The 17,565-nt window shown below is 73.4% G+C and carries 14 protein-coding genes; 8 read left to right on the forward strand and 6 right to left on the reverse strand.

The annotated features are described in order from the left end of the window. Window positions 1-16: 16 nt before the first annotated feature. Window positions 17-1,210, reverse strand: coding sequence for a hypothetical protein (locus tag ACYVOM_RS07090; RefSeq protein ID WP_460302427.1), 1,194 nt, complete (start codon window positions 1,208-1,210; stop codon window positions 17-19). 135 nt (window positions 1,211-1,345) lie between these two features. Here ACYVOM_RS07090 and pip point away from each other — a divergent pair, with 135 nt between their 5' ends. Together pip and ACYVOM_RS07100 are read left to right on the forward strand one after the other, a co-directional pair. Then, window positions 1,346-2,314, forward strand: a complete 969-nt coding sequence (gene pip, locus ACYVOM_RS07095; protein WP_460302428.1) for a prolyl aminopeptidase — start codon at window positions 1,346-1,348, stop codon at window positions 2,312-2,314. Window positions 2,315-2,448: 134 nt separating this feature from the next. Beyond that, window positions 2,449-3,597 (forward strand): alkaline phosphatase PhoX, encoded by a 1,149-nt coding sequence (locus tag ACYVOM_RS07100; RefSeq protein ID WP_460302429.1) that lies wholly within the window; start codon window positions 2,449-2,451, stop codon window positions 3,595-3,597. 48 nt (window positions 3,598-3,645) lie between these two features. Here the strand turns inward: ACYVOM_RS07100 and ACYVOM_RS07105 are convergent, their stop codons facing one another. After that, window positions 3,646-5,004 (reverse strand): FAD-binding oxidoreductase, encoded by a 1,359-nt coding sequence (locus ACYVOM_RS07105; RefSeq protein WP_460302430.1) that lies wholly within the window; start codon window positions 5,002-5,004, stop codon window positions 3,646-3,648. A gap of 193 nt (window positions 5,005-5,197) precedes the next feature. On the opposite strand from ACYVOM_RS07105, the gene ACYVOM_RS07110 reads away from it, so the two are divergent. Beyond that, entirely contained in the window at window positions 5,198-8,548 is a 3,351-nt protein-coding gene (locus tag ACYVOM_RS07110) for a BTAD domain-containing putative transcriptional regulator (RefSeq protein WP_460302431.1), read from the forward strand. 94 nt (window positions 8,549-8,642) lie between these two features. Here the strand turns inward: ACYVOM_RS07110 and ACYVOM_RS07115 are convergent, their stop codons facing one another. Then, the gene (locus ACYVOM_RS07115) at window positions 8,643-8,846 is read right to left on the reverse strand and encodes a cold-shock protein (RefSeq protein WP_123663657.1); all 204 of its coding nucleotides are present in this window, start codon (window positions 8,844-8,846) and stop codon (window positions 8,643-8,645) included. 280 nt (window positions 8,847-9,126) lie between these two features. Here ACYVOM_RS07115 and ACYVOM_RS07120 point away from each other — a divergent pair, with 280 nt between their 5' ends. The 5 genes from ACYVOM_RS07120 to ACYVOM_RS07140 all read left to right on the forward strand — a co-directional run bounded on the left by ACYVOM_RS07120 (window position 9,127) and on the right by ACYVOM_RS07140 (window position 13,372). Further along, window positions 9,127-10,281 (forward strand): thiolase family protein, encoded by a 1,155-nt coding sequence (locus ACYVOM_RS07120; protein WP_460302432.1) that lies wholly within the window; start codon window positions 9,127-9,129, stop codon window positions 10,279-10,281. A gap of 4 nt (window positions 10,282-10,285) precedes the next feature. After that, window positions 10,286-10,663 (forward strand): Zn-ribbon domain-containing OB-fold protein, encoded by a 378-nt coding sequence (locus ACYVOM_RS07125; RefSeq protein ID WP_460302433.1) that lies wholly within the window; start codon window positions 10,286-10,288, stop codon window positions 10,661-10,663. Between the two features lie 24 nt (window positions 10,664-10,687). Next, a complete protein-coding gene (locus tag ACYVOM_RS07130; protein ID WP_460302434.1) occupies window positions 10,688-11,818 on the forward strand; it encodes an NAD(P)H-dependent flavin oxidoreductase in 1,131 nt (376 codons plus the stop codon). A 187-nt stretch (window positions 11,819-12,005) separates the two neighbouring features. Continuing rightward, window positions 12,006-12,641 (forward strand): DUF4126 domain-containing protein, encoded by a 636-nt coding sequence (locus ACYVOM_RS07135; RefSeq protein ID WP_460302435.1) that lies wholly within the window; start codon window positions 12,006-12,008, stop codon window positions 12,639-12,641. 146 nt (window positions 12,642-12,787) lie between these two features. After that, window positions 12,788-13,372 carry a TetR-like C-terminal domain-containing protein gene (locus ACYVOM_RS07140; protein ID WP_460302436.1) on the forward strand — a complete coding sequence of 195 codons (585 nt, stop codon included), beginning with the start codon at window positions 12,788-12,790 and terminating at the stop codon, window positions 13,370-13,372. Here the strand turns inward: ACYVOM_RS07140 and uvrB are convergent. The 3 genes from uvrB to ACYVOM_RS07155 all read right to left on the reverse strand — a co-directional run bounded on the left by uvrB (window position 13,350) and on the right by ACYVOM_RS07155 (window position 17,537). Continuing rightward, on the reverse strand, window positions 13,350-15,407 hold the full coding sequence (uvrB, locus tag ACYVOM_RS07145) for an excinuclease ABC subunit UvrB (protein WP_460302615.1): 2,058 nt from the start codon (window positions 15,405-15,407) through the stop codon (window positions 13,350-13,352). The two genes, ACYVOM_RS07140 and uvrB, sit on opposite strands and share 23 nt — an antisense overlap. 211 nt (window positions 15,408-15,618) lie before the next feature. Further along, window positions 15,619-16,623, reverse strand: coding sequence for a YsnF/AvaK domain-containing protein (locus ACYVOM_RS07150; RefSeq protein WP_460302437.1), 1,005 nt, complete (start codon window positions 16,621-16,623; stop codon window positions 15,619-15,621). A 38-nt stretch (window positions 16,624-16,661) separates the two neighbouring features. After that, window positions 16,662-17,537: a DUF4352 domain-containing protein gene (locus ACYVOM_RS07155; RefSeq protein WP_460302438.1), complete on the reverse strand. Its 876-nt coding sequence runs from the start codon at window positions 17,535-17,537 to the stop codon at window positions 16,662-16,664. Window positions 17,538-17,565: the final 28 nt, after the last annotated feature.

Raw genomic sequence — 17,565 nt, forward strand, 5'->3', positions numbered from 1 at the left:
TTCCGACGTGGTTCGGCTAGCCGGGGAAGCCGTTGCGGTCGGTCATGGTGGCACCGGTGATGCCGACCTCCGACAGGGCCGCGTGGTTGTGCAGGGGCGAGGACGGCATGATCACGCGGAGCTGCCTGGTGAGCTCGTCGATGAGGCTGCGGGCCTGGTCGGCGGCGTTGCGGGCCGCGTCGCGCTCCTGGGAGAGCGCACCGAGCTGGGCGCGCTGCTCGGTGACGGCCTCGGCCAGCTGGTCGACCCAGGCGTCCCGCTCCTTGATCTTGGCCAGGGCGTCGTCACGCTCGGTGGCGATCTGGCGGACGGCGCTCATCGCGCCGTCGCGCTCCCGGGTGAGCTGCTCCGAGCGCGACAGCGCCAGGGTCGCCTCGGACTCGGCGCGGGCCTTGTCCTGCGTGGCGGCCTCGCGGGCGGCCTCGGAGATCTTGGCCTGCTCCAGCGCCTGGGCGGCGGTCTCCATCGCGTTGGCGCGCTCGCTCTCGGCGGCGTCGGCGCGGCGGCGGGCGTCCTCGGCCTGGCGGGCGGCCTCGGCGGCCTGGCGGCCCGCCTCGCCGGCCTGGCGCCGGGCCTCGTCGGCCTCCTGCGCGGCGTTGCCGGCGGCGACCTGGAGCGCCTTGGAGGTCTTCTCGGCGTCGGCGAGGGCGGCGCGGACCGAGGCGAGCTCGGCGCGGACCGTCTCGATCGCCCGGGACAGCTCGGCGATCCGCTCCTCGGCGGCCCGCCGGGCGTTGGAGGTCTCCTCGACCGCGCGCAGGGCGTCGTCGCGGGCGGACTGCATGTTGTCGTGCTGGGTGACGAGCTGCCGCATCGCGGCCTCGGTCTCGGTGACGCGCCGCTCTGCGCCCTCGGCGCGGGTGCGGGTGCGCTGCACCTCGGACCACGCGGTGGCCGCGTCGCGCTGGGACTTCTCCCGCTCGCTCTGCGCGGCGGCGAGCTGGGCCTGGGCCTCGGTCTGCACGTCGGTGATGCGGCGCTCGCCGGCCGAGAGCGCCTCGCCGAGCAGCTCGGCCATCTGCTTCAGCCGGTCGACGAGATCCCAGCCTGCGGCCAGGGTCGGATCGGTCGGGGGCTGGGACTTGCCCACCGGCGCGGGCAGCGGCGGCGCGGTGAGGAGTTCCCGGGGCGCCTGCGCGGGGGAAGGCGACCAGGACAGGCCGCCTGGCTGAGCGGGGCGCTGGCCGCCTGTTCCGTTGAGGTCACTCACGGTAAAGACTCCATCAGAGGATCATCACGACGTCGTTAGAGAGAGACTCTACGACCGGGCAACAGGTCTGTCTCCCCCGTCCCACCATACGGGCACCGTCACGGCTGTTCGGCTCTGCTGACAGAATGTCAGATCATGGAGCCGCGCACCCTGTATCCGCCGATCGAACCGTATGACTCCGGAACCCTTCCGACCCCGGAGGGCGACGAGATCTACTGGGAGGTGTGCGGCAATCCCCAGGGCAAGCCCGTGGTCATGCTGCACGGCGGTCCCGGCGGCGGCTGCACGCCCGCCCACCGCCGCCAGTTCGACCCCGAGCGCTACCGCATCGTGCTGTTCGACCAGCGCAACTGCGGACGGAGCCTGCCGTCGGCGGCCGATCCCGAGGTGTCGCTGGAGGCCAACACCACGTGGAACCTCGTGGCCGACATGGAGAGGCTGCGCGAGCACCTCGGCATCGAGAAGTGGCTGGTCTTCGGCGGTTCCTGGGGCAGCTGCCTGGCGCTCTCGTACGCGATCAGCCACCCCGAGCGGACCTCGGAGCTGGTCCTGCGCGGGATCTTCATGCTGCGCCCATTCGAGCTGTTCTGGTTCTACGAGTACGGCGCATCGCTGATCTTCCCCGACCTGTGGGAGAAGTACGTCGCGCCGATCCCGGAAGAGGAGCGGGAGAACCTCCTGGAGGCGTTCCACGAGCGGCTGAACGACCCCGACCCGGCGGTCCGGGTCCCGGCGGCGCTGGCGTGGGCCACCTGGGAGGGCGCGACGATCACGCTGCTGCCCGACGCCGAGCACGTCGGCCAGTTCGCCGACCCCGACTACGCCGTCACGTTCGCCAGGATCGAGAACCACTACTTCACCAACGGCGGGTTCTTCTCGTCGGACGAGTGGATTCTGGAGAACATCGACAAGATCCGGCACATCCCGGCGGTGATCGTCCAGGGCCGGTACGACATGTGCACGCCCGCCGCGACCGCCTGGGACCTGCACCAGGCCTGGCCGGAGGCCGAGTTCCACCTGGTCGACGGCGCGGGCCACGCCTTCGACGAGCCGGGCATCCTGCACCGCCTCATCGAGGCGACCGACCGTTTCGCACAAAAATGACATCCCTTTCGCACTATGCGGAAAATGTCTGCCATGTGATCGACATCTGACGGCCATCCGGGGGCGGCCTCCGCGTCGCCGGGCGCGGAGAGAACCGAGGGCGCACAGTCCTTTCTCTCACAGGGAGACCCCCGATGGACCGTCGTCTCTTCATGCGGACGAGCGTGCTCGCCGCCGGAACCGCCGCCTTCTCCGGCACGCTGATGCGGGGCGCGCTCGCCGCGCCCGCGCAGAACGCGACCTCCCCCTACGGCGCCCTTCTGGCCGCCGACGCCAACGGCATCCAACTGCCCTCCGGGTTCACCAGCCAGGTCGTCGCCCGGACCGGCCAGGTCGTGTCCGGCACCTCCTACACCTGGCATCAGGCGCCCGACGGCGGCGCGTGCTTCGCCGACGGGACCGGCTGGATCTACACCTCCAACTCCGAGGTGAGCTCCGGCGGCGCCTCCATCATCAAGTTCGACTCCTCCGGCAACGTGACGGCCGCGTCGCGGATCCTGTCGGGCACCAGCACCAACTGCGCGGGCGGCAAGACCCCGTGGAACACGTGGCTGTCGTGCGAGGAGATCAGCCTCGGCCGGGTCTGGGAGACCTACCCGTTCGGCGGCACGGCCGTCGCGCGCCCGGCGATGGGCCGCTTCAAGCACGAGGCCGCCGCGGCCGACCCCGTCCGCCAGGTGATCTACCTGACGGAGGACGAGACCAACGGCCGGTTCTACCGGTTCGTCCCGACCACGTGGGGGGACCTGTCGGCGGGCACCCTCCAGGTGCTGGTCGCCGGGACCGCCACGTCCGGCTCCTTCACCTGGACGAACATCCCCGACCCCGACGGCTCCCCCACCACCACCCGGACGCAGGTCTCGGGCTCCAAGTCCTTCAACGGCGGCGAAGGCTGCTGGTACGCGAACGACACGGTCTGGTTCACCACCAAGGGCGACAACCGGGTGTGGCAGCTCAACCTGCTCACCAACACCTACGAACTCGCCTACGACGACGGCCTCGTCACCGGTACCCCGACCCTGACGGGCGTGGACAACATCACCGGGTCTTCCTCCGGGGACCTGTACGTCGCCGAGGACGGCGGCAACATGGAGATCAACATGATCACCCCGGACGACAAGATCTCGGTGTTCCTGCGGATCACCGGGCAGTCGTCGTCGGAGATCACCGGCCCGGCGTTCAACCCGGCCGGCAACCGCCTCTACTTCTCCTCGCAGCGCGGCACGACCGGCTCCTCCTCGGGCGGCATCACCTACTGCGTCACCGGCCCGTTCCGCACCTGATCCCCGGGCGGGCGGACGGGACCGCGCACCCGTCCGCCCGTCGAGGCGTCAGTCCAGCACGGGGAAATTGCTCCGGAAGACCCCTTCCGGGTCGTGCGCGCGCTTGACCGTGCGCAGGCGCTCGACGGTGGCGGGCGGGAACGCGTCAGCGGCCCGCTCGCCGCCCGCGAGGAAGGTGTACGGCTTCTCCCCCGTGGTGCAGGGCGCCATGGCCGCCACGACGGCCGCGATGCGCGCGCGGACGCCCTCGGCCACCTCCGCGCCCGGTGCGACGCCCATCATCGACAGCAGGTACGGCGCGGTGATCGGGCCGCGCGCGCCGGAGCCCTCCCGGGTGTAGGCGCCGCCGAGGTGGCGCAGCTGCACGAAGACCAGCGGGTGGACCGTCCCGGCCGCCGCCAGGTCCCGCAGGACGGCGGAGGCGGCCTCCAGGTCGGTCACCAGTTCGGCGCGGTGCAGCGACGGCATCGGGTCGACGGGCTCGGCGCAGATGCTCCCGAGCGCCGCCGGAGGCAGCGGGCCGCGGGTGTCGAAGACCGCGCCGCCGACCGCGTCGAACGCCGCGAGGAGCGCCCTGCCCTCTTCCGCCGCGCCGAGGTGGGCGGCGTCCACGACGACCGCCGACAGGCCGCGCAGCGGCTCGGGCAGCTCGGGGAACGGCGGGAACTGCATGAGGGAGCACCACACGCTGAGCTCCTCGGGGGCCGAGGCCGCCGCCTTGGCGAACGCCTCCAGCACCTCGGGGGCCCTGTCGGCGGGCCACACGATCCGGCCGCCGTACAGCCCGGGCGCCGGGAACAACGCGACCTCCAGCGCGGTCACCAGGGCGTGGTCGCCGCCTCCCCCGCACAGCGCCCAGAACAGGTCGGGGTCCGTGTCCGCGGTGATCCGCCGGGCCCGTCCGTCCGCGTCCACGATCTCCAGCGCCAGGACCGACGCCGAGGCCGGGCCCCGGCTGCGGCCGTACCAGCCGAGGCCGCCGCCGAGCGTGTAGCCCGCGACCGTCACGACCGGGGAGCTGCCCGCCGCGAAGGTGAGCCCGTGCGCGCCCGCCGCCTCCAGCAGCGCGCCGGTCCGCACGCCCGCGCCGACCCGGGCCGTGCGCGCCTCCGGGTCGATCTCGATGCCGTCCAGGGCCCCGGTGCGCACGACCACCGTCCCGTCCAGCGCGGTGGTCGCGCCGTGGCCGCTCGGCTGGGCGGCCAGCGCCAGGCCCGCGGCACGGGCAAAGGCGACCAGCGCGGCGGCGTCGGCCGCGTCGGCGACCTCCACCACGGCCGCCGGCCGCTGCGGCACCCCGACCGACCAGCCGAGCGCCGCGCGCGCGAAGTCCTCGTCCCCCGGCGCCAGCACCCGGCCCCGCACCGCCGTGCGCAGGTCCCGTCCGAGCGCGTCGTTCCCCGTCATATCCGTCCTCATGTTCCCGGGGCCGCCCGTGCGGCCCGTCGCCGAGGGGCAGGCGGTCGCCGTGCCCTCTCCCCGTGCGCCGCGATCGCGGCGCGTGCCCCACTCTGGGACCCGCCACTTGTGCGGGATTTGTCGCCGACTTGTGGGCGAATTGCGGAAGTCTGGAAAGACACGAGAACCCGGGGTCGAGCGCATGACGTCCAACCGGAGGTCGGACGTTCTGCTGCGGTGGCGAGGGGCGATGGCGGAGATGGCGGTGCGCCTGTTCGGCGCGCTGGAGGTGATCGACGGCGCGGGCAGGCCCGTCGAGGTCGGTGCGCCCAAACAGCGGGCGGTCCTGGCGATGCTCGCGGTCGATCCGGGGCGCGCGGTCCCGGTCGACCGGCTCATCGCCGAGCTGTGGGCGGGCGAGGCCCCGGCGAGCGCGACGGGGACGCTCCAGGCGTACCTCTCCCAGCTGCGCCGGGCGCTGGAGCCCGACCGGCCGCCGCGCACCCCGCCGCGGCTCCTGCTCACCCGCGAGCCCGGCTACCTGCTGGCGGTCCGGCCCGGTCAGGTCGACCTGGCCCGGTTCGCCGCGCACGCCGAGGACGCGCGCCGGGCGCTGCGCGGCGGCGACCACGCGGCGGCCCTGGCCGACCTGGACAGGGCGCTGGCGCTGTGGCAGGGCGACCCGCTCGCGGAGTTCGCCGGGTTCGGCTTCGCCCAGCCCGTCCGGGCCCGGCTCGGCGAGCTGCGGGCCGCCGCGCTGGAGGACCGGGCCGAGGCGCGCCTGGCGCTCGGCGACGCCGCGTCCTGCGTCGCGGACCTGGAGCAGCTCGTGGACGCGCACCCCTACCGCGAGCGCATGTGGGGGCTGCTGGTCCTCGCGCTGTACCGCTCCCGGCGGCAGGCCGAGGCGCTCGGCGCGCTGCGCCGGGTGCGGGCCCTGCTCGCCGACGAGCTGGGGCTGGAGCCCGGCCCCGAGCTGCGCGCGCTGGAGCGCGCCGTGTTCGAGCAGTCACCCGAGCTCGACGCCCCGCCCGCCCCCGCCTCGCCCGCCCCCGCCTCGCCCGCCCCCGCCTCTCCGGCAAACGCCCCCACCCGCCCGGCGGAGGCCGGGCCCGGCCCTTCGGACGGACTGGTCGGCCGCGGCCCGGAACGCGACACGGGCGCGGCGCTGCTCGCCGCGGCGCGGGCCGGCCGGGGCGGGCTGCTCCTCCTCGCGGGCGAGGCGGGCGTCGGCAAGACCCGGCTCGCCCGGGCCGTCGCCGAAGAGGCCGCGGCACTCGGCGTCCGGACGGCCTGGGGCCGCTGCGCGGAGGACACCGGCGCGCCCCCGTTCTGGCCGTGGCTCCAGGTGCTGCGCGACCTCGGCGTGCCCGGCGCCGACCTCCTGCTCGGACAGGGCGCGGGAGGGATGTCCCCGTTCGCCCTGCACTCGGCCGCGCTGGAGGCGCTCACCGGCGGCCCCGAGCCGCGGCTGCTGGTGCTGGACGACCTGCACTGGGCCGACGCCTCGTCGCTGCGCCTGCTCACCTTCGCCGCCGCCGAGCTGCACCGCAGGCCGGTGCTCGTCGTCGCGACGCTGCGGCCCGAGCCGGGCGGGGCGCCCGAACAGCTCACCGACGCCCTCGGCGCGCTCGCCCGCGAGCAGGGCGTGACCCGCCTCGACGTACCGCCGCTGACCGTCGCGGAGGTCGGCGCCTACCTTGAGCGGACCGGAAACCCCGGCGGGCCGCGCCTCGCCGCCCGGCTGCACGAGCGCACCGGCGGCAACCCCTTCTACCTGGGCGAGCTGCTGCGGCTGCCCGCGGCCGAGCGGGGCCTCGGACTGCGGGTTCCGCCGGGCGTCCGCGAAGTCATCTCCCGGCGGGTCGCGCGGCTGCCCGAGGGGACCGGCGCGCTGCTGCGCACCGCCTCGGTGCTGGGCCGCGAGTTCGGGCCCGAGATGCTGTCGGCGGTGTCGGGCGCGCAGGTGCCCGACGTGCTGTCCCGGCTGGAGCCCGCGGTCGCGGTGGGGCTGCTCACCGAGCTTCCGGACGGCTTCGACTACGCCTTCGCGCACCCCCTCGTCCGGGACGCGCTGTACTCGGGGCTGAGCCGCCTGGAGCGGGCGCGGGCGCACCTGGGGGCGGGCGCCGCCGTCGAGGCGGCGCCCGGCCTCGACCGGGCCGTACGGCTGCCCGCCCTGGCCCACCACTACGGCATGGCGGCGCCCGTGGGCGGCGCGGCCAAGGCCGTCGAGTACGCCTCGGCCGCCGCCCGGCAGGCCGCCGCCCAGCACGCCCACCACGAGGCCGCCGGGCACTGGGAGCGGGCGCTGGACGCGCTCGGCTCGGCCGACCCCGAGCGGCGGCGCGGGCTGCTGGTGGAGCTGGGGCTGGCGCACCATGCGCGCGGCGACGTGGCGGGGGCCCGGGCGTCGCTGGAGACCGCGATCGACCTGGCGTCGGAGGCCGGCGACCGGGACACCCTGATCCGCGCCCTGGCGGTGTTCGGCGGGCACAGCCAGTGGATGTTCCGCGCCTACGGGGAGGTCGACGCCCGGATCGTGGCGCTGCTGCGGGAGCTGCTGGCCGGGCCGCTGCCCGACGCGCGGCGCGCCGAGCTGCTCGGCACCCTCGCCCTGGAGCTGCACTACGGGCCCGACCGCGCCGACGGGGAGGCGCTGGCGGCCGAGGCGGTGGCGATCGCGCGCCGCCTCGGCGATCCGGCGCTGCTGGCGCGGACCCTCAACAACCAGGTCCTGGTCCTCTACGTGATGGGCCGGGAGGCCGAACGCGCGGCGGCCCTGCGCGAGATGCTGGCGGTCCCGGGGCTCGGCGGGCAGGCCGAGTGCGTCGCCCGGATCTTCCTGGCCACCTCGCTGATCCGGGACGGCGACCTGCCGGGCTGCCGGGCGGAGCTGCGCCGGGTCGCCGACCTCGCCGAGGCGATGCGCGACCGCGCCATCCACGCGATGACCGCGATCGCGGAGACCGCGGCGCTGACGCTGGAGGGCCGCTGGGCGGAGGTGGAGCAGGTCGTGGAGCGGTACACCTCCCTGCTGGAGGGCTCGACGATGTACGGTCTGGAGTTCTGCCGCTGGAACGGCCTCATGACCGCCCGCCGCGCGCTGGGCGACGCCGGAGGCCTCCTGGACGGGCTGCTGGCCGAGGCCGAGACGACGGAGCCGCTCCGGCCCACGGCGGTCCTCGCGCTGCTGGAGTCCGGCGACGAGGCGGGCGCGCGGGCGCTGATGGCGCGGTGGGGCACGGAGATCCGCCGCACCTGGACCGAGGACTTCCATGCCGCGGTGTGGGGGCGGATCGCGGCCCGGCTGGGCACGCCCGACCCCGCGGAGCTCTACCGGCGGCTGGCCCCGCACCGGGACGAACTGGTGATCGCGGGTATCGGGATCACCTCGTGGGGGTCGGTCCACGGCGTCCTCGCCGAACTCGCCGCGGCGCTCGGGGACCGTTCCCTGGCCCGGGAGCACGCCGAGGCGGCCCGTGCGGTCCACGTCCGGCTGGGACTGGCCCACTGGGCCGCGGAGAGCGAAAGGCTGCTGGCGGCCCTCTGAGGGGCGCTAGCAGGAGTCCCGAGAGGTCCCCTGGGGACCCCGGAGATGGCACGAGGCCCCCGCGCGGTGCGCGGGGGCCTCGGCTCACGTCTCGTCAGAGGCCGCGGACGTTCTCCGCCTGCGGACCCTTCGGACCCTGGGTGATGTCGAACTCCACCCGCTGGGCCTCTTCCAGGTTCCGGTAGCCGGAACCCTGGATGGCACTGAAGTGGACGAACACGTCCGGGCCGCCCTCATCCTGGGAGATGAAGCCGTAACCCTTCTCACCGTTGAACCACTTGACGGTGCCCTGCGCCATACTGCACTCCTGGTTTGTCGCTCGGGCCCGCACCGCGCGGGCCCGTGGTCGCCACGAAAGCTCCCCCTGTAAATGAAGAAAACCCGCGGAAGATGAACTCCGCGGGCATCGACACTCGATCAGGCGAAAGTACAGCTACGACCGCTGCACAAGGTAGCACACCGGGGACTCCCGGTGGCCTACCAGAGCGATCAAGTCGTCCTACTACGGCCACCTTGTTCTCCCGTGACCGAATCCCGTTCGGTATGGTGTCCGCAAAAGTAAGCGGGAGGTGGCTTCGGTGGGAGCGGCGATCGCCGGTCTCGGCATGACCGAGATGGGCAAGGTGTACGGGCGCAGCGCGCGCAGGCTGGCCGCGGACGCGGTCCGGCTGGCCGCGGCGGACGCGGGCCTGGCACTGGAGGATCTGGACGGGCTGCTGATCAGCCACGGCATGGGCGGCTCGCCCGGGATCGAGCTGGCCGACGCGCTCGGCCTGCGCGACCTGCGGCTGCTGACCGTCATGAACGCGTTCGGCGCGACGGCGGGCGCGATGATCGCGAACGCGGCCATGGCGGTGCAGAGCGGATCGGCCTCGGCCGTCGCGTGCGTCTTCGCCGACGCGCCGCTGCGGCCCAAGGTGTCGGCGGGGGCCGCCTACGACAGCGCGCCGCGCGAGTTCCGCGGATACGGCGGCATGACCGCCGCACAGGGCTTCCGCTCCGTCAACGCCTACTACGCGCTCGCCGCGCAGCGGCACATGGAGACCTACGGCACGACCAGCGAGCAGCTCGGCGCGGTCGCGGTCTCCACCCGCGCGTGGGCGACGAAGAACCCGATCGCGCAGATGCGCGAGCCGATCACGCTGGCCGACCACCAGGCGTCGCGCTGGGTCGTCGAGCCCCTGCACCTGCTCGACTGCTGCCTGGTCTCCAACGGGGCGGTCGCGGTGATCGTCACCGCGGCCGACCGGGCCGCCGACCTCGCCCAGCCCGCCGTGCACATCCTCGGCTGGGGTCAGGGCCACCCCGGCAACCGGTACGAGCGCGGCAGCGGCTTCGGCCTGACGACCGGGGCCGTCCAGTCCGGCGCGGCGGCCATGAAGATGGCCGGGATCACCGTCTCGGACGTCCAGATGTGCCAGCTCTACGACTGCTACACCATCACCACCCTCATCACCCTTGAGGACTACGGGTTCTGCGCCAAGGGCGAGGGCGGCGAGTTCGTCGCGTCCGGCGCACTCGGCCCCGGCGGCGCGCTGCCGACCAACACCGGCGGCGGCCAGCTGTCCGGCTACTACATGTGGGGCATGACGCCGGTCTCCGAGGCGATCATCCAGGCCCGCGGCCAGGGCGGCGAGCGCCAGGTCGCGCGCAACGAGACGATCCTCGTCAGCGGCAACGGCGGCATCTTCGACCACCACAGCACCCTCATCCTCAGCCCGACGGGACGGTGACCCGATGACCCAGCCCACGATCCGCCGCGACGGCCGCTCCGACGCCTTCTTCGACGCCGCCGGCCGCGAGGAGCTCGTGATCAAGCGCTGCGCCGACTGCGCGGCCTGGCACGCCCCCGACGCGTCCGGCTGCCACGTCTGCGGCGGCTCCTCCCTGGAGTGGACCGCCGCCTCCGGCGACGCCGTCCTCGTCACCTGGGCGAAGGTCCACCCCCGCGGCGAGGGCGAGGCCCTGCACATCGCGTTCGCCGAGCTCGCCGAAGGCCCGTGGCTGCGCGCCGCCCTCGACGGCGTCTCCGCCCCGGCCGCCGGCCTCGCCCTCAAGGCCGCCTTCGTCCGGCCCGACGACGGCGAGCCCCTCCTCGTCTTCCGGCCCGCCTGACCCCCCACCCTGCTAGGGAGCACCATGAAGACCGACGTGTGCGAGATGTTCGGGATCGAGTTCCCGATCTTCGCCTTCAGCCACTGCCGGGACGTCGTCGCGGCGGTCACCAACGCGGGCGGCCTCGGCGTCCTGGGCGCGGTCGCCTACACCCCCGACCGGCTCGAAGAGGAACTCGCCTGGATCGACCGGGAGACGAACGGCCGCCCCTACGGCGTCGACGTGCTCGTCCCCGGCAAGATCGACTCCTCCGCGCGGGAAGGCGGCGACCCCCTCGCGGCCATCCCCGCCGAGCACTGGAAGTTCCTGGAGAACCTGTTCGCCAAGTACGGCGTCCCCGCGCCGGAACTCGGCCGCGGCGCGAACGCCGACAAGGCCGCGCGCAGCGGGGCGCGGGCCGTGACGGGCAGCGGCGCGACCGAGCTGATCGACATCTCGCTCAGCCACGGCACCCGGATGATCGCCAGCGCGCTGGGCACCCCGCCGCCCATCATGGTCGAGAAGGCCAAGGCCGCGGGCGTGCCCGTCGCCGCGCTCGTCGGGACCGTGGAGCACGCCGCCCGGCAGGTCGCCGCGGGCGTCGACCTGATCGTCGCGCAGGGCGGCGAGGCCGGCGGGCACACCGGCGAGATCTCCACGATGGTCCTGGTCCCCCAGGTCGTCGACGCGGTCGCGCCGATCCCCGTCCTGGCCGCGGGCGGCATCGCCACCGGCCGCCAGGTCGCCGCGTCGATCGCGCTGGGCGCGTCCGGCGTCTGGTGCGGCTCGGTCTGGCTCACCACCGAGGAGGCCGAGACCCCCTCCACGGTCAAGGCCAAGATGCTGGCGGCGACGGCCAAGGACACCATCCGCTCGCGCTCGCGCACCGGCAAGCACGCCCGCCAGCTCCAGTCCGCCTGGACCGCCGAGTGGGAGGGCCCCGACTCCCCCGGCGCCCTGCCGATGCCGCTGCAGATGATCGTCGCCGAGGCGGCCATGCGGCACATCGTCAAGCACGCCGAGAGCGGCAACGAAGGGGCGAAGCAGCTCGCCAACTACTTCGTCGGGCAGGTCGTCGGCCTCATGAACACGGTGAAGCCGGCCAAGCAGGTCGTCTACGACATGGTCGAGGAGTTCGCGGACAGCGTCGAGCGGATGTCCGCCCTCACCCGCTGACGGCGCCGCCTGCGGCGTCGCGGTGATCGGGTGCGGGGGCGCCCGATCACGTTCGGAGGGTTCCCGGCCCGGCCGCCCGCGGGCGGGCGGCCGGTGGGCACCGCGGGGGCGGTGGGTGCGTCCTAAATACCGGAAGGGGAGTTCCGCCGGGCCTTGCCGGGGGAACTCCCGCTCCGGAGGGGAAGACATGCTTGCGTTTCTGACTGGGCTCGGGCTCGCCGGGGCGGCGGGGCTGAACGCCTACATCCCGATCCTCGTGGTGGGGGTGCTCGCCCGGTACGGGGATGCGGTGGTGCTGCCGTCGCAGTTCTCGTGGATGGAGAACGGATGGGCGCTGACGGCGCTCGGGGTGCTCCTGGCCGCGGAGATCGTGCTGGACAAGGTGCCGCTGGTCGACAGCGTCAACGACACGGTGATGACGTTCGTGCGGCCCGCCGCGGGCGGGGCCGTCATGGCGGCCAGCACCGCCGCGGAGAAGATCGACGCGTCGATCGGCACGGGGGCGGGCCTGCTGCACGAGCAGCCGTGGATCGGCTGGGTCGTCGGCATCCTCACGGCGCTGACGGTGCACGGCACCAAGAGCACGATCCGGCCGATCGCCAACGCCGGGACGATGGGCACTGCGGCGCCGGTCCTCAGCACCACCGAGGACGTGTTCTCGCTCGGCCTGAGCGTCATCGCGATCCTCGCGCCGCTCCTCGGCGTCATCCTCGTGGTGATCCTGCTGGCCGTCACGACCCGGCTCATCGTCCGCGCCCGGCGCCGCAGGGGCCGCGAGGGACGGAGCTGGACCGCCCGGTTCGATCGGGGCAAAACTGGTTGAAGCGGTCATTTCAGTAGAAGGATTCTTCGTCCCAGCAGGAGATGTCAGAACTTTTTCGGGAGAACACCCCCCGCGCCCACCTCCGTATTGCCACACTTTCCACCGTTCTGAGTGACGAAAGAGCAACCGAGCGCGAAGGCGGGGGCGTGATCCTGACCAATCAGGAGACCCCGGCGGGGTCGGCCGCACGGGGCCGGATCTACGCCGCGGTGATCGAGGCGTTCCGCGCGGACCCCGACCTCACCCACGAGGCCGTGGCCGACCGCGCCGATGTGTCGCTGCCCGCCCTGCGGCTGCGCTGGCCGATGACCGCCGACCTCCTGGTCGAGGCGCTGGTCTCGGGGTGCCTGCCCTGCCCGCCCGACCCGGGCGACCTGGGGCTGCGCGAGGAGCTCGTCGCCTTCATCTCCGCGCTGCTGCGCGAGCAGGCCCTGTACCGCGACCTGCTCGCCGCGCTCGCCGCCCGGCTGCCGGTCGACCCCGACCTCAACCGGGCCTACCGGCGCCGGATCATCCTGCCGCGCAACGAGGTGGCCAGGCGCATCCTCGGCCGTGCCGTGCTGCGCGGCGAGGTCGATCCGGGCGCGGACGTCGACCTGGCCTTCTCGGCGGTCCCCGCCTACCTCGGCTACCGGATGGTCCTGCTCGACCCGATCACCGACCCGGGGGCGGCCGGACGACTCGCCGACAACCTGGTCATTCCGCTGCTCAGGAGATGCCGGCCTCTTTGAGATCGCGCAGCTCCCGCTTCAGCTCCTTGATCTCGTCGCGCAACCGGGCCGCGACCTCGAACTGGAGGTCGGCGGCCGCCTGGTGCATCTGGTCGGTGAGCGAGGTGATCAGGCCCTCCAGCTCCTCACGTGGCCGGTCGGTGACCAGATCGGAGGCGTGCCTGCCGATCTCGGCCCGGCTGCCGAAGCCCGGCACCGGCGCCTTGCCGCGCGACTGGGCCCGGCCCGAGCCGCCCATCATCACCGCGGTGTCCTCGTCCTCGCGGACGATCGAATCGAGGATGTCGGCGATCTTCTTGCGCAGGGCCGTCGGCTCGATGCCGTGCTCGGCGTTGTAGGCCTCCTGCTTGGCCCGGCGCCGGTTGGTCTCGTCGATCGCCCGCTCCATCGACGGGGTGATCTTGTCGGCGTACATGTGGACCTCGCCGGAGACGTTGCGGGCCGCGCGCCCGATCGTCTGGATCAGCGACGTCTCCGAGCGCAGGAAGCCCTCCTTGTCGGCGTCCAGGATGGAGACCAGGGACACCTCCGGCAGGTCCAGGCCCTCGCGCAGCAGGTTGATGCCGACCAGGACGTCGAACTCGCCCTGGCGCAGCTCGCGCAGCAGCTCGATCCGGCGCAGGGTGTCGACCTCGCTGTGCAGGTACCGGACGCGCACGCCCAGCTCCAGCAGGTAGTCGGTGAGGTCCTCGGCCATCTTCTTGGTGAGCGTGGTGACCAGGACGCGCTCGTCCTTCTCGGTGCGCACCCTGATCTCGTGCACCAGGTCGTCGATCTGGCCCTTGGTGGGCTTGACGACGATCTCCGGGTCGACCAGGCCGGTCGGGCGGATCACCTGCTCCACGACATCGCCCTTGACGCGGCCCAGCTCGTACGGGCCCGGGGTGGCCGACAGGTAGACGGTCTGGCCGATCCGCTCCAGGAATTCCTCCCACTTGAGCGGGCGGTTGTCCAGGGCCGAGGGAAGCCGGAAGCCGTGGTCGACGAGCTGGCGCTTGCGGGAGGCGTCGCCCTCGTACATCGCGCCGATCTGCGGGATGGTCTGGTGCGACTCGTCGACCACCAGCAGGAAGTCCTCGGGGAAGAAGTCGAGCAGGGTGTTCGGCGCGGTGCCCGGCGCGCGGCCGTCCATGTGCCGCGAGTAGTTCTCGATGCCCGAGCAGGACCCGATCTGGCGCAGCATCTCCAGGTCGTAGGTGGTGCGCATGCGCAGCCGCTGGGCCTCCAGCAGCTTGCCCTGGCCCTCCAGGACGGCGAGCCGCTCGGCCAGCTCGGCCTCGATCCCCTCGATCGCCAGGCGCATCCCCTCCTCGCCCGCGCCGTAGTGGGTGGCGGGCAGGATGTGGAGCTCCTCGTGCTCCTCCAGGACCTCGCCGGTGAGCGGGTGCAGGGTGGACAGCTTGTCGATCTCGTCGCCGAACATCTCGACCCGGACGGCCAGCTCCTGGTACTTCGGGATCACCTCGATGGTGTCGCCGCGCACCCGGAACGTGCCGCGGGTGAAGGCGAGGTCGTTGCGGGCGTACTGGATGTCCACCAGGCGGCGCAGCAGGGCGTCCCGCTCGATCTCCTCGCCGACCTTCAGCTTGACCATCTGGTTGACGTACTCCTCGGGCGCGCCGAGGCCGTAGATGCACGAGACGGAGGCGACCACCACGACGTCCCGCCGGGTCACCAGGGACGAGGTCGCCGAGTGGCGCAGCCGCTCCACCTCGTCGTTGATCGAGGAGTCCTTCTCGATGTAGGTGTCGGTCTGCGGGACGTACGCCTCGGGCTGGTAGTAGTCGTAGTACGACACGAAGTACTCGATCGCGTTGTTCGGGAGCATCTCCCGCAGCTCGTTGGCGAACTGGGCGGCGATCGTCTTGTTGGGCAGCATCACCAGGGTCGGCCGCTGCACCTTCTCGATCAGCCAGGCGACCGTGGCGGTCTTGCCGGTGCCGGTGGCGCCCAGCAGCACCGAGTCCTTCTCACCCGCCTCGATCCGCCGCGTGAGCGCCGCGATCGCGCCCGGCTGGTCCCCCGACGGCGTCATCTCGGTGACGACCTCGAAGGGCTTGCGGATCCGCTGAAGATCGAGTCTCCGCTGAAGTTCGTGCGCCACGATCCACCTCCCCCATGTCCACTCCCCACCGTACGGCCCGCCACCGACAGAATCGCCGGTCGCGGACCGGGGGCGGACGAAAGGGGACCGGGAGGCCGCCGCGCGGCCGTCCCGGTCCCCTTCTCGGCTGCTCCGTCCGCGCCTACCGGCGGTCGGGCCTGCCGCCCGGGTCGATGGGCGAGTCGCGGCGGGTCGTCTCGGCCGGATTCTGGCCGACGTGGTGGCCCACGCCGTCCTCGAACCGCTCGACCTCGATCCGCTCGCGGCGGATCTCGTCGCGCATGACCCGCTCCTCGGGGACCTGCTTGATGTTCAGCCGGACCCGCTCCACCGCGTGCGTCTCCTTGACGGCGAAGGCCCGCTGGCCCCGCAGCACGATCTCGACGGTGTCCTCGCCGATCTGCTCGGCGCCCGGCGTGTGCGACTCGGTCACCGGGACCCGCTCCAGGTCGAACTCCTCGTGCACGAGCCGGACGCGCTCCTCCACGGGCACCACGTCGACGTACTTGTGCAGCCGGACCCGGCCCATCTCCACCTGCTCGGTGCGGAAGTGGATGCGCTCCTCGCAGCGGGTGAGCGACAGCTCCTCCGGCCGGCGCGCCTCGAAGTCGCGGGCGCGGGCCGACTCGCGGCCCAGGTCGCGGGCCGTGGTCTCGCGGGACGTGCCGGGCGCGCTGCCCGTGACCCCGGCGATGTTGGTGTTCGCCTCGCCCGGGGCGATGTCCGAACGGCTCGTGCGGCTCGTGCGGCCCGCCGCGCCCGCGGCCCCGGCGGCGCCCGCCGCGGCGGCCGAGGTGGCCTTGCCGGACATGCTCGTCGGGGTCGTGGTGGTCGTGCCGAGGCCGTAGTAGCTGCGCAGCCGCGCCTCCTGCTCCGGCGTGATGTGCCGGTCCACGGCCAACTCGGGAGAGTCCTTGACGCGGTTCTTGTCATAGGGCACCACGAGGTCGCGCCCCGACAGGGCGCTGCCCGCCAGCGGCACGAACCTGTCCTTGCCGCCGAGCATCCCGCCCATGCGCAGGCGCGCCCATTCCTGGTTGCCCGTCACGTCGTCGAAGAAGATCTGTTCGACGGTGCCGAGTTCCTCGCCGCCGGGCCCGGTCATCCGGGCGCCGAGCAGTTTCTTGATGTCCATCGGTGTGCTCATGGTGTCTGCTCCGAAATCGCTGGGTCGGGAACGGGCGGTCAGCGAGCCTTGACCGTCGTCCAGTCGGTGCCGCCGTTCTGGCGGAGACGCACCTCCCTCAGAGTGGTCCGGGACGGGATCTGGAAGACGTACGACCCCTGGACCGTCTGTCCCGGGCCGACGGCGGTCTCCAGGGCCTGCCCGCCGTCCAGGAGCAGGCCCAGCTTGCGCTTTCCCGCGTAGTAGGCGGTCGGCCCGGTGTAGCCGCGCTGGTAGCCCGCGGTCGCCGAGCACGGCTGCCCGCCGTCGTTCTTGATCGTGGTGTTCACGACGGCGTACGCCTGTCCGTTGGGCGCGCTCTCGCTCACCCCGGTCCGGGAGTTGCGGATCGTGCCGACGGGCGGGGCGAAGGTCGTCCCGGTGAAAACGAGGCGGCAGGCGGCGGCGGTCGTGGCCGGGGCGGGGGCGGCCGGGACCGTGACGGTCTGGTCGACGGCGGTCACCGTCACCGTCGGGGTGGTCCGGACGGCGGGCTCGCGGGACATGTTGGCGATGCCGAGCCCGCCGAGCATGAGGCCGGCGGCCGGGACCAGCAGCCACGCGGGGTTGAAGTCCTTGTTCCCCTTGGCCCGGTCGGTCCCGGTCGCGCCGGAGTCGACGCGCGCGGTCCCGAGCGGTTCCCGGCGCCCCTCCCGGCCGGCCGCCGCGGCGGCCCCTTCGGCGACGCCTTCACGCGCCCCCTCGGCGGCACGCCTTTCGGTGCCGTAGGCGCCGGACTCCTCAGGGCCCAGGTCGTTCGGCCCCCTCACGGTCCCGAAAGCGCCGGACTCCTCGGCTCCTGAGCCCTCGGGGGCGCCCTTGCCCGGGAACGCGCCCGGACGGGGCTCTTCGCGTCCCGTGCCGCCGCCGCTCCCGTCCCGCTCGTCCCCCGCCATATATGGCTCCCCTGAAGCTCGGTGGTCG

It is taken from the genome of Actinocorallia aurea, assembly GCF_054783995.1.